10 protein-coding genes and 1 riboswitch are annotated in these 13475 nt (G+C 45.1%); of the genes, 1 reads left to right on the top strand and 9 read right to left on the bottom strand.

Annotated features, from left to right (window positions below; translation table 11 throughout):
* Positions 1-77 precede the first annotated feature (77 nt).
* Positions 78-264, bottom strand: a riboswitch (cobalamin riboswitch).
* A 164-nt stretch (positions 265-428) separates the two neighbouring features.
* Together sspO and ON01_RS05440 are read right to left on the bottom strand one after the other, a co-directional pair.
* Complete coding sequence (gene sspO, locus ON01_RS05445; RefSeq protein WP_010529999.1) at positions 429-578, bottom strand: small acid-soluble spore protein O; 150 nt, start codon at positions 576-578, stop codon at positions 429-431.
* A gap of 42 nt (positions 579-620) precedes the next feature.
* The gene (locus tag ON01_RS05440) at positions 621-1838 is read right to left on the bottom strand and encodes a CynX/NimT family MFS transporter (RefSeq protein WP_050901099.1); all 1218 of its coding nucleotides are present in this window, start codon (positions 1836-1838) and stop codon (positions 621-623) included.
* 289 nt (positions 1839-2127) lie between these two features.
* On the opposite strand from ON01_RS05440, the gene ON01_RS05435 reads away from it, so the two are divergent.
* Complete coding sequence (locus ON01_RS05435; protein WP_010529997.1) at positions 2128-5214, top strand: S8 family serine peptidase; 3087 nt, start codon at positions 2128-2130, stop codon at positions 5212-5214.
* A gap of 154 nt (positions 5215-5368) precedes the next feature.
* On the opposite strand, the gene ON01_RS05430 is transcribed toward ON01_RS05435, so the two are convergent.
* The 7 genes from ON01_RS05430 to ON01_RS05395 form a co-directional block, all read right to left on the bottom strand.
* A complete protein-coding gene (locus tag ON01_RS05430; protein WP_010529996.1) occupies positions 5369-6013 on the bottom strand; it encodes an SDR family oxidoreductase in 645 nt (214 codons plus the stop codon).
* A gap of 77 nt (positions 6014-6090) precedes the next feature.
* Positions 6091-7764 carry an ABC1 kinase family protein gene (locus ON01_RS05425; protein ID WP_010529995.1) on the bottom strand — a complete coding sequence of 558 codons (1674 nt, stop codon included), beginning with the start codon at positions 7762-7764 and terminating at the stop codon, positions 6091-6093.
* Positions 7765-7971: 207 nt separating this feature from the next.
* Positions 7972-9165 (bottom strand): DUF4317 domain-containing protein, encoded by a 1194-nt coding sequence (locus tag ON01_RS05415; RefSeq protein WP_010529993.1) that lies wholly within the window; start codon positions 9163-9165, stop codon positions 7972-7974.
* Positions 9166-9308: 143 nt separating this feature from the next.
* A complete protein-coding gene (locus ON01_RS05410; RefSeq protein ID WP_010529992.1) occupies positions 9309-10667 on the bottom strand; it encodes a GntP family permease in 1359 nt (452 codons plus the stop codon).
* Positions 10668-10719: 52 nt separating this feature from the next.
* Positions 10720-11868 (bottom strand): galactonate dehydratase, encoded by a 1149-nt coding sequence (dgoD, locus tag ON01_RS05405; RefSeq protein WP_010529991.1) that lies wholly within the window; start codon positions 11866-11868, stop codon positions 10720-10722.
* Entirely contained in the window at positions 11868-12506 is a 639-nt protein-coding gene (locus ON01_RS05400) for a bifunctional 4-hydroxy-2-oxoglutarate aldolase/2-dehydro-3-deoxy-phosphogluconate aldolase (RefSeq protein ID WP_010529990.1), read from the bottom strand. Before ON01_RS05400 ends, dgoD begins: the two co-directional genes overlap by 1 nt.
* Positions 12507-12519: 13 nt before the next feature.
* Positions 12520-13473 carry a sugar kinase gene (locus ON01_RS05395; protein WP_010529989.1) on the bottom strand — a complete coding sequence of 318 codons (954 nt, stop codon included), beginning with the start codon at positions 13471-13473 and terminating at the stop codon, positions 12520-12522.
* Between the last annotated feature and the right edge of the window lie 2 nt (positions 13474-13475).

Here is a 13475-nt window from a genome sequence, read left to right as displayed (position 1 = left end):
GAAATGAAGATGACCATGTAAAAGAGCAGCACTATAAACCTGTCCCTTTACACCCCTCCTATTCCCCGTAGGCATTGGTGCACAATAGGCAACAGGCAGGTCTCCTGGCTTATGGTCATCACTTGCCGCACCTTCCCATACATTCACATGTACAGTGGTTGTCACAGCTAGCTCGCAATTACAGTGGCGGGACCGCGCTGGATTTTCAGCAGCTTCCCTTTTAAGATTTCACAAATTGAAATCACCTGTACCCAAACTATTAAGTTATTCGCTGAACCCAATTATACATAATGCTGCAAAATTTGTCACTTTTCTTCACTTGAGTCAGAAATGCCATGAATCAAGAATGCTTCTAAATGAGAGGGCAAAAAAGGGGATTAACTCGTCAAATAAAGAGGAATGGCCAAACCACTCCTCTTAATGACTACTTACTGCCGTTTTTTTGTTTTCTTATTATTTGCCTTTTCCGTTTCAGTCAACGGCTCATTGGCAAATTCATGATCGTATTTTCGTGTAAGATCCTTCCGTACTGCCTGCTCATCACTGACAAGGTCTTTTCTCTTTTTGTCTTTAGCCATTTCAAACACCTCCGTGCATAGTTTGGCCTGGATCTCCCCTACTCATTCGGTACTCACTATCTTCCTATCCGCCCCAGACTTCACTCCTGTCACAATTAAAATAAAACCGACCATTCCCACGATTGCAATCGGAAGAGTCCAATTGGCTGTTATATCATATATAAAGCCTAATAATATCGGCCCGGCCGCTGCAATTAAATAGCCGAGTGACTGGGCCATACCGGATACTCTGGATGCTTCGTGCCCATCATTTGACCGTAAGCTAAAAAACATCATCGATAAGCTGAACGCCGCACCACAGGCTCCACCGATACATATAACGGCTATGGTGATCATGACTGCACTTCCGGTCATAAGTCCGCCGGAGCCGATTAGAACCAATATTCCAGTAATAGCAGTCAACAATCTTTGATCTGCCATTCTTTCAGCGATAAGCGGGGTGATAAATGTGAATGGAATGAAAGCCAGCTGCATGAGCGAAAGCATCCACCCAGCCATATTCGATGAATAGCCACTGTTTGTCAGTATATCCGGCAGCCATGAAATCATTGTGAAAAAGATCATTGATTGTGTTCCCATATACACGGTGATATTCCATGCCAAAGATGATTTCCAAAGCTTATTATTTGCAGCTTGTTTCGAGTCTGTACTTTTCAGTGAATCTGCTTTCTTCTTAAGTTGCGGAAACCAAACCATTAACGCAACAATCGACAATATCGCCCAGGATGCTAATGAGCCCTGCCATCCAAATCCGGAAATTCGTGACACTGGTAAACTTAACCCCGAAGCCAGCGCACCAAAAATATTCATAAATACCGCATATAAACCAGTGAGTAGCCCAATTTTCATTGGAAATTTCATTTTTATCAAACCAGGCAACAGCACATTTCCAAATGCGATTGCCACCCCAACAATAATCGTCCCTGATATCAATAACGTTATGCCAGATAAAGGACGAACGATCAGCCCAATGGTTAATAAAATAAATGAGTAAAAAAGCGTCCATTCCATGCCAACGCGATTTGCAATGGTGGATGCAAATGGCGATACGGCAAAAAAGGCGAGCAACGGCAAGGTTGTAAGGCTTCCAGCGAGGGTGCTGCTTATTTGCAAATCTTCACGGATAGCGGACAGCAGTGACCCTACCGAGGTTAAAGGCGCCCGCAAATTAGCAGCTATTACCAGGATTCCAATCAACAGACCCCAGCGAGATATATTATTATGTTTCTGCATTGCTTGTCTATTTTGTGCCAAAATCATTCTCTCCCGATAAGTACAGATATATGTAAAACAAAATCTACTAGATTATGTCATTATATCAAAAAGCAATTTAATATTGTCCGCCAGAGATTCCAGCAAATATCAAAGCTAACCCGTCCAGGAAAACTGTTATTTACAGATAATAGGTCTTAATACCCATTGCTTTTTACCCTTGTGTAAATTTTTGGAATTCTCTATCATAATTAGTGTTTAGGCATAGAAATTTGACAGAAAGGGGCGAATTGGATCGTTTGATGCCAAAACAAAATAATACATGAGGGGGAAGCACATGCTTAAGCGTATTGGAGTAATGCTTGTTATTTTTTTAATGGCGTTTAGTCAAGTGGCCTTTGCATCGGGCGATTTGGCGTCGAAGCCGGAACTGCAGCGGAACAACCTGAAAGCTGAAGATTTGGAGCCGACAATCGCCCCAGAAGAAGAGGTGCGCGCGATTGTTGAAGTTGAAGGTGAAGCCCCAATCGAAAAGGCAACTGAAAAAGGCGTTAAGTTTGGCAGCTTGAGCGTCTCGGAAAAGAAGCAGTTTCTGAACGAAGCAAAGGCTAAGAAAAAAGGCGTCAAAAAGGCTATGAAAGGCAAAGATGTCAACGCCAAGCCGATTCAGGAATTTAACGCGGTCATGAATGGTTTCAGTGTCGAAGTGCAATACAAAGATTTTGAAACCATTGAGAAGATCCCGAACGTCAAAGAAGTGACGATCGCCAATGAATATGAACAGCCGATTGCTGAACCTGATATGGTAAACAGTAAAAAGCTGGTTGAAGCGCAGCAGGCGTGGCGTGACTATGGTTTTAAAGGGGAAGGCATGGTTGTCGGTGTGATCGACACAGGTATTGACCACGAACACCAGGATATGATGCTCTCAGGCGATACCGATGTAAAGCTGACCGAAGATGACGTTAATGAAACGATTGCAGAAGAAAATCTTCCCGGGCGCTATTACACAGAAAAAGTGCCATATGGTTATAACTATATGGATGAAAACCATGAGTACACGGATGACTTTCCAGGTGCATCATCCCATGGTACTCACGTGGCCGGATCAGTTGGTGCAAACGGGGATGAATCCAATAACGGCATTTTGGGTATCGCTCCGGAAGCACAGCTATTAAACCTGAAAGTTTTTGGCAATGATCCGGAATCCCAGTCAACTTACGGAGATGTTTACATAAAAGCGATTGATGATGCGATTAAACTAGGTGCTGACGTGCTGAACATGAGCCTGGGGTCCCCTGCCGGATTTGTAAACGATAAAGCCCCCGAGCAGCAGGCTGTCACACGCGCTGTTGATAATGGTGTGTTAATGTCGATTTCTGCCGGCAACTCCAACAAGTTTGGAGAAGGGTTTTTTTACCCATACGCCTCTAACCCGGATTACGGTGTCACCGGGTCACCTGGGGTCGCTGATGACTCGCTGCAAGTGGCATCGTATGAAAACAGCCTGATGAAAGTTGATGCACTTGAATACACTATCGATGGTGAAACCGGAACGTTCGGATTCCTGTCAGCCAGTGAGACAGACCCGCCTGCTGACGGCAGTTCATTTGGATTAGTCGATGCAGGGCTGGGTTATCCGGAAGATTATGAAGGAAAAGATCTGGAAGGGAAATTTGCCCTAGTACAGCGCGGTGAATTGTCCTTTGTCGATAAAGCGCTGAATGCACAAAACGCCGGTGCAGCTGGTGTGCTTGTTTACAACAACACAGACGGAATGATCAATATGGCATCTGACCCGACGATTGAGATTCCACAGCTTTCCTTGTCGAAAACGGATGGGGAACAGCTTGCTGAGGCTCTTGCCAACGGTGACAATCCGACAGTTGCCTTCCATGGGGACAAAACGTCAATTGTAAATCCTGAAGCAGGAAAAATGAGTGCTTTCACATCGTGGGGGTTAACACCTAACCTTGATTTTAAACCGGAGATTACAGCACCGGGCGGCCAAATCTATTCCACGCTCAACAATGGCGAATATGGCATTAAGAGTGGTACATCGATGGCAGCCCCGCATGTATCAGGTGGTGGTGCATTAGTACTGGAACGGATTGATCAGGAATTTGGCTATGAAGGTGCTAACCGTGTCAATCTGGCTAAGAAACTGATGATGAATACGAGTGAGACCGTAGACTTTCAGGGTGCACCTGTTTCACCTCGCCGTCAGGGTACCGGGGTCATGCAGCTGCACGCCGCTCTGTCAACGCCTGTTGCTGTATCCAATTCCGACACAGGTGAAGCAAAAGTAGCGTTGAGAGAAGTAACCAGCAATACTGTCAGCTTTGAATTGACAGCGGAAAATTTTACAGATGAAGCGGTGACATATGACGTTGAGGCCAATGCCCAGACTGATACACCTGCTAATGGTGGCGGCGTTCTTGTGACAGCCCCGAACCAATTCCCTGCACAAGAGCTTGACGGTGCTGCATCAGTGGACAATAACACAATCGAAGTCCCTGCCAACGGCAAAACGACATTTGAAGTCACGATCAACGTCAGTGAATTTGATAAGGACCTGAAATCCACGTTCACAAACGGATATTGGCTCGAAGGATTCGTAACATTGACTGATCCAACTGATACGAATCCAACACTGAGTGTTCCGTATGTTGGCTTTAAGGGTGAATGGGATGACGCGCCAATCTTTGATTCGGCAGATGAATCATCTTATTATGGCATGACCGGTATTGCAACAGAACTTAGTGATGGCGAGTATGGATTCTTTGAGGGAGAGGCGGTCATCTCGCCAAATGGCGATGACGAGCTTGACAGCGCATTGCTCGTTGTTTCCTTCCTGAGAAACGCCAAGGAAGTCAGTTTCAATGTACTCGATGCTGACGGTCATGTTGTCGAAACACTGACCGAAGAAGACTACGTACGGAAAAACTATTATGACGGTGGGCTGGTGCCAACCTACTCGCTTGATCCGGAACGCACATGGGATGGCACCATCGAGGATGAACCTGCCCCGGATGGTCAGTATTTCTTGCAGGCTGAAGGGGTCATCAACTTTGACGGTGCAGAGCAGCAATCTATTAAACTGCCAATCACTGTTGATACGGCCGGACCCGAGGTAGATGCTAATATCAACCGCGGACAGCGCGAAGTTGATTTGGCAGTGTCTGATGAGAATGGCGTTGCCGAATGGGAAGTTCAGGTTGATAGACAGGATCCGATCGTCATGACGGAGGAAACCGAACTGGAGCTGGACGGTATCCATCCGAGTCAGGTCGTAACCATTACAGCCACTGACAACGCCGGAAATGTCACCGAGGATGTGGTCATGGGGCCACAAGGAAAAGCCAATGGTAAATTCAAAGGCAATAACGGAAATGAAAGCAATGGGAAAGGACCAAGAAACTAGAATAAGAACCGGTGTCCACATCGCGGGCACCGGTTCATTTGTTAGCTGATGTTCCTCTTCTTCTGCTCATGTTCCACTATTGTTTCTAAGTACAGAGATAAAAAAATCCCCGAGCGCTTTAAATCGCCCGGGAATCGTTCTGATGGGGATAAATTTATAAACGTTTCAAAGCTTCCTCGATTTGCATGTCTCCGGAAACCATTTCGAATGCTTTATGGAATGCATTTGGCTCCTGGATGGCTGCAATCATTGTTTTGGCTACGTCCGCACGCGGAATATTAGCAAATTCCACTTTGTTTCCTACTTTAATCTTGCTTGTGCCGGGATCGTGTGTAAGACCGCCTGGGCGCACAATTGTATAATCCAGCTCAGTGCTCATCAGGTATTCATCAGCTTCTTTTTTCATTTGCAGATAATGCTTCATGCGTTCATTATCCTGAGCCATTTTTTCTACATCGCGGCCTGCACCTATACTACTTAACATGACGAATTTCTTAATCCCTAAATTTTCAGTGGCTTTGATTAAATTGATAGCGCCATCGCGGTCGACATCTGTTGTTTTTTCTGGCCCGGTACTGCTGCCGGAACCTGCAGCAAAGATAACGGCGTCCATTGCTTTTACCGCATGGCCGACGTCACGTTCCAAATCTGCCAGAACCGGAGTACCGCCCAATTCTTCTATACCTTGTTTTTGTTCCTCTTTACGGACCATTCCATATGGCTCATGACCATCTTCATTCAAAAATTTTATGAGTAAACGACCAGTATGTCCATTCGCGCCTGCTACAAGTACTTTCATCTCAAATCGACTCCTTCATCAAAAAATCACGTACTATTGCTATTGCCGTTATTGGAGGCCAATAAACATTTCCGTCACTACATTCGGTTGGAGCGTATGATGATGAATACCATCAGAATAAACATCAGTAAAGCAATGGTGGCACCAATTTCGATGATTGGCAGCTCCCATATGACAGTGCTCTGCCCGACAAGCGCCAATCCGACAATCAGCCCGGCCATGATAATACTGAACGCAAGCATTAGGATACTAAATGCGATTCTGTTGCTGATTTTGTCCAGACGCCGCATGACCTCGTTGACGTGCTTGACATTTATATCAAGTCCGACTCTGCCTTTTTTCAGAACGGACATGACGTCTTTAACATCCTGGGGTAAATCGGTCAAAATATCGATGTTTTCCCCGATCTCCCGCCATGAATTACGAAGAATCTCAATTGGATGATAGCGTTTGAGCATCAATTTTCGTGCAAACGGCTCGGCTGCACGTGACAAACTGAATTCCGGGTCAAGTCTACCGAGTACACCTTCAAGGATCAGGATAGTTTTGCTTATGATGACCATTTCAGTAGGAATCCGGATATAGTGATGATAAACGACATTAAATATTCCGATGATAATCCGTCCAAGACTGAGGTCTCTCAGCTTAACATTTTCATATTGCTGATGGAGTTTTTCCAAGTCTCGCTTCAATGATTCAATATTAGTTCGTTCGTCAATCAGATCCATCCTGGAAAATGTTTTGATCATACCGTTGCTATCACCCTGCTGCAGATTAACAATAATCGAAGCAAAATGCTGCTTCAGATTTTTACTGACATGTCCTGTCTCGCCAAAATCCATAAACGCAATCGTATTGTTCGGCAAAACGTGCACATTGCCTGAATGCGGATCTGCATGGAAAAAACCATTATCCAGTATTTGTTTCAACATCGCATCCGCTAGACGCTTGGCGATTATTTCCCGGTCATAGCCTGCCTCTTCAAGCTCGTCATTATTTGAAATCTTGATACCGTCGATTCTTTCCATTGTAAGAATCTTCTCCGTTGTCAGCTCCCAGTATATCCCCGGGAACTTGACAAATGGCTCAGTTTCAAATTGCTGAGCGACCAGTTCACCGCTGCGCCCTTCCATTATGTAATCCAGTTCATTTCGAAGCGTTTCGGATAATTCCTCAATGATGTCGCAAACCCGGTAACGCTGTGCCCAGGCTGTCCTTTCCTCGAGCATATGGCCAATGCCTTGAAGGATTTCCAGGTCCGTTTCCATTTTAGGCTTGAGCCCCGGACGCTGCACCTTGACCACAACCTCTTCCCCGCTCAAAAGTCGAGCTGAATGCACCTGTCCGATTGAAGCCGTTGCAATCGGTTCACGGTCAACATGGGCAAATACATTTTCAAGATTGTCATCCATTTCTGTTTCGATTGTATTCTGGATATGGAAAAAGTCCAGAACGGATGCATGATCCTGCAATTTTTCCAGTTCTTCTGAAATTTCCCGAGGCATTGTGTCGTACCGCGTGCTCGCAATCTGACCAAGCTTTATGGCTGTCGGGCCCAGTTCTTGCAACGCATGTCGAAGCCGTTTACCAATACTTTTCATACTCGTGTTGATTTCATCTGACTCCTCATCCCTTGCGAGTCCGCGGTCAATTAAGCCGGCCCGAAAAAGAAAATGACTAAAGCCATTTTTGACGAGCACGTTCACAATCTGCCGGTACCGTTTTGTATGTCTGATCCGTCGCCCAAGCATTAACTTGTCACCCCCTGTCTTATCATATGTTTAACGTGCTGCAGATAATTATTATTTTCCTTTTTCAGAGCAGGGTTAAACACAATAAGATTTGATAATAGTGTCCTTCTTGTCTTTTTGGTTCGTGTTATGTTAACTATAATCATAAAAACACTCAAAAACAAATTTATAAGCAGCTCTTGCGGGATAGTAGCCCCCCTCTGTTCCTTATTCCTCATTCTCAGGCGCTTTTTGAGTCAAAGCCTCCGGAATCATTTCAAACCCTTCAATCACCGTATTTTCCTCCACCTCCATCATTAAGTAACGCTTTCCGTTGAAGTGGACTTGGCGAACATGTCTCAAGTCTTGGGGACTGATGGCGATATTCGCTATTTTCGTCTCGATTTTGATTGATTTTGAATTATATTTCGGTATAACGTTGTTTGCTTTAAACTCATGGCGTTCATCATCAATCACCGTTTTAAAGGCGGCTTCCACCTTTTCTGTATTAACACCTTCTATACCGCTGGTTGTTAAAACATTTTCAACATCTCTGACGTCTAACGCCGGTCGGTCTTCCTCTTCACTTTCTTCCACGACCCGATTAATCTCTTCGTAAACATTCGACAGTGTGGATGTATTGATTGGTTGATCACCGGCTACATTTTTTACAATCTCCTCAAAAACTAATTTATCCTGTTCAGCCGTCATCATTTCCTCTGCATTTAAAACGTCTTCGATAAAATGATAATTCAGTTCATTTTTCTTCCCTGCCGAATAAAGCACATGATTGACATCCGCAGCATTATCCGTAATCGAAGGGAACAAAAATCCTGATATTGGCGCCTTCAGATTGATAATCGGGTCGACGACAATATTATACTTGAATTCTTTCTCAGCATAGTCAAACAGCAATTCTTTTTTCGGATCCTGTGTTTTATTCACACTGCATAGAATAAAGGGGTTGGAATAAACGGTATCCCGATCGCTATCTTCCGCCTCTTCACTTTGACGCTTCATCGGTTTCATGTATTCTCCCCGAATAAAGGTAACCACCATGTCATGTTCATATTGTTTATCCTTCAGCATTTTTTCCACAAGACGGAGCATTTGTTCGTTGAATTCTTTGGAATCGTTACTTAACAGACCCTGATGCAGAAGGAGCTGACTGTTATTCTCCACATCACGCTGAAACGTTAGTTCAAATAATTTCTCATCCATTTTGCCGGACAGCACTTTTTTGAAATTTTCCATAAACAACTCCTGCTGGTCCTGCTCCAGCATCTCAAATGGCATGCTCTGATGATGATAAATCTCACTCGATTCCTTCATGATATACACATTAAAAATGTCATGTATGTTCAATAAATCGTTATCGACTTTAAATTGTTTACGGATATTTGAGATATCTTGTTTATCCAAGGTTGTTCCACTCCCAAGTTGATAGTCAGCATGCATTTCTTGTGCACACATTCTTTTATTCTAACAGAAATCAATTGCTCTATCAGACATAGATTACACTAATTGAAAACGGGACAGGGTGTCAGACCCCCTATCCCGAATTCTTAAATAAAGATACTTATGATTAATGAAACACCAAACCCGACAAGCGCAATAATTGTTTCCATAACGGTCCAGGTTTTTAGTGTGTCTTTTTCTGATAGTCCCAGGAAGCGACTGACCATCCAAAATCCTGAGTCGTTCACATGAGACGCAATGGTTGCACCTGATGCAATCGTAATAACAAGCAAAGCCAGCATTGGCCCTTCAATCCCAAGATTACCAATAACCGGCGAAATCAAACTGGCTGCCGTAACCATTGCAACCGTTGCTGAACCTTGTGCAATACGAACGGCCGAAGCAACAAGAAACGCGAAAACGATAATCGGCATATTCAGATTCGTCATTGTATTAGCAATAACATCTCCTATACCGGTTGCAACTAATACCTCACCGAACACACCACCGGCACCGGTGATCAAAATGATAATACCCGCAGGCTCCAATCCTTTTGTCGTAATTTGCTGCAGGTCCTCTTTTGAATAGCCGCGGCGCGTACCCAGAAAGTAAATAGCTAACAATGCCGTGATTGTCAATGCAACACCCGGGTTACCAATAAACGTTAAGACATCTCTCACCGTACTCCCTTCAGCAAATATTGCACTGGCAAACGTATTAAGCAAAATCAGGACTAAAGGCAGCAAAATAAAGGATGCGATCATTGTAAAGCTGGGAAGTTCCTTATCATACTCTTTACCTCTGGCTTCATCTGCCATATTCTTGAGCATTTCTTTTGGCACTTCAACATGCATTTTTTTGGAGATAAATGTTCCAAAAACTGGTCCAGCAAGAATCGCCGCAGGAATACCAGCTATTAATCCGAACAGGATGACCCATCCAAGATTGGCATCCAATAAGGAAGCAACAGCTATCGGTCCTGGAGTCGGTGGCACAAAACTATGTGTGACAGCAAGACCTGCCAACAGCGGAATGGAAAAAAAGAGCAATGATTTCTTCGTCTTTTGAGCCAGACTGTATAAAATAGGTATTAAAATCACAAATGCAACATCCAAAAAAACCGGTATTGAAATGATAACGCCTGTCAGCATCAGTGCCCAATTGACACGCTTTTCACCGAACTTATCCATTAATGTCATGGCCAGACGTTCAGCTCCACCGGATGCCTTCAGTATTTCACCAAACATCGAGCCAACACCAATAATGACAGCAACTTCAGCTACCGTACCGCCCATCCCGTCATTGACGGCCTGAAGTACTTCCGACGGACTCATTCCTGATAAAAGCCCGATAATATAACTGACGACCAGTAATGCAAGGAACGCCTGAAGTTTTGTTTTGATAACCAGGAATAACAGTAACGCTACGCCAAACGCGGCAAGTAAAATCAATCCTACAGTAGACATTTACATTTCCCCCTCCAATTGTTTAAATGTCAGTCTTTGATAGACTGTTAGACTACCATTCAGCAAATGTGCCATCTTTATTCCGCCAGACAGGATTTTTCCACTGATGACCCATTTTCGCCGCTTCAATCACCCGTGCTTCATCGATTTCTGCGCCAAGTCCCACCCCATTAGGAATGTTTACAGACCCGTCAGCATATTCGAATATTTTCGGGTTCTCAAGATAATCCAAAAGATCACTTCCCTGATTGTAATGAATGCCAAGACTCTGCTCCTGAATGATACAGTTTGGTGTGCAGGCATCCAACTGCAGTGATGCGGCCAAATTAATTGGTCCCAGTGGAGCATGGGGAGCTACCGCCACATCAAACGTTTCCGCCATGGCGGCTATCTTTTTCACTTCCAAAATACCACCAGCGTGGGACAAATCTGGCTGAATAATATCCACCGCACCATCTGTCAGCATTTGTTTGAAACCCCAGCGTGTGTAGTTGCGTTCACCGGCTGCAATCGGTATTGTCGTATGATTGGCGATATCCCGAAATGCTTCCAGATTTTCTGCAAGGACAGGCTCCTCGATAAACATCGGCCGGTATGGCTCTAGTTCTTTCACAAGAACCTTGGCCATTGCCTTATGCACGCGTCCATGGAAATCAATGCCGATACCAAAATCGCATCCGACCGCCTCGCGAATCGCTGCAACCCTGCTGATGGCATCATCCACTTTGGAGTAGCTGTCGATATAGTTCATTTCTTCGGTTCCATTCATCTTGATGGCCGTAAATCCGGCATCAGCTTTTTCCTTCGCAGCAGCTCCGACATCCTGAGGCCGGTCACCGCCAATCCATGAATAAACCTGAATGTCGTGACGCGCAGCTCCGCCGAGCATTTCATAGACCGGCATATTGTAATACTTGCCTTTAATGTCCCAAAGTGCCTGTTCAATTCCGGATATAGCGCTCATCAGGATTGGACCGCCGCGATAAAAGCCACCGCGATATAAAACCTGAAAATGGTCCTCGATATGTTGAGGATCTTTCCCGATAAGATAGTCCATCAATTCGGTAACAGCGGCTCCTACAGTATGAGCCCTGCCTTCTACAATCGGCTCGCCCCAGCCGCTGATTCCTTCATCCGTTTCGATTTTTAAAAATAACCACCTCGGCGGTATCTGATACAGTTTAAAATCCGTAATTTTCATCATGACACACCCTCAATCGCATCGATAAATTGTCTCGCATTTTCCTTCATTGTTTGCAAATTTTCCTCTGTCACCGGTGAGCCGGTCTTGACAAGTGCATTGCCTAGTCCCGCCGCAACAGCGCCTTTATCAAAATACTCCCGGACGTTTGACAGATTCACGCCCCCGGTTGGCATTAATGGGATATACGGCAGCGGCCCGTGAACATCTTTTATATAGCCTGGTCCCATCGTCCCTGCAGGAAAAACTTTAACCAGGTCTGCTCCGTGTTCGTAGGCAGTCAGAATTTCCGTTGGTGTCATAGCGCCCGGAATGGAAACTACACCATACCGCTTAGTCATCTCAATCGTCCCGGTGTTAATAGTCGGAGAGAAGATGAACTTCGCACCTGCCATAATCGCAGTTCTGGCTGATTCCGCATCCAAAACCGTTCCTGCGCCAACAACCATTTTTCCATCAAAAGCGTTATTTAGATCACTAATCACCGTTTCAACACGCGGTGTGTCCATTGTGATTTCCATGATGCGGATACCACCGGCATAAAGTGCTTCAGCTATTGGCATCACATCATTAGGATCCGCCCCGCGGACAACCGCAACCAGCTTATGATCTGTAATTTTTTGCAATGTGTTTATCATGAACATACGCTCCTCATCGTTCGACATCTCCCTGGCCCCGATTATGCATAAAGTCAATCAGACGGTCTTTTTCCGGCAGTCCCTCAATATCACCTGCCGCCAAGACTGCCATTGCTCCAATAGCATTTCCTCTTTGAACTGAATCCTCCAGATTCAATCCATCAAGCAAGCCGGATAGAACGCCGGCTGAAAATCCGTCTCCGGCACCAACGGGGTCAACTACTTCTGTAACCCGAAACCCTTCGACATATCTTTCAGTGTCATGAGTCAAATAATACGCGCCTTCTTCACCCAGCTTCATGATAACTGTTGAAGCTCCTTGTTCGTTAAACTGTCTGGCAAGTTCTTCCGGCGACCCAATTCCGAAAAGAAATTCTGCTTCTTCAATTCCCGGGAGCACGATGTCAGCTTTCCGTACCAGTTCAACCAAAACCTTCCGAGCCTTATGCTCAGGCCATAGTTTACGCCGTAGATTCGGATCAAAAACCACTTTCACATCATGCCTTTTCGCATACTCGATTGCGCTTAAAACGGTTTCATAGCAACTATCACTCAATGCTGGTGTGATCCCGGTGACATGCAAGTATTTCGCACCGGCAATATAGGATTCATCCAGGTCTTCAGGTTTAAGCCTGCTTGCCGCCGAATCCCGGCGATAATATTTAACCCGCCATTCACCGTTTGCCAGTTTTTCCTTGAAAAAAAGACCAGTATCAGCTGTTTCATCAAAAATTACTCGACTCGTATCAACACCTTCACCGCGAATAAATGATCGGATTTTTTTGCCGAATTCATCATTGCCAAGGCGGCTCATCCATCCGGACTGAACGCCAAGCCGTGCAAGACCGATCGCCACATTGGATTCGGCGCCTGCCACACGGCTCGAAAAGCGATCGCTATAACGCATCGGACCAGCGTGTTCCGGGGTAAAAAGCACCATCGTCTCCCCGAGTGTCACAACGTCCATCC

Source organism: Lentibacillus jeotgali, from assembly GCF_000224785.1.
Taxonomy (GTDB): Bacteria; Bacillota; Bacilli; order Bacillales; family Amphibacillaceae; genus Lentibacillus; species Lentibacillus jeotgali.
Note: the sequence above shows the minus strand (reverse complement) of the source record. Positions and strands in the feature narration are given on the sequence as shown.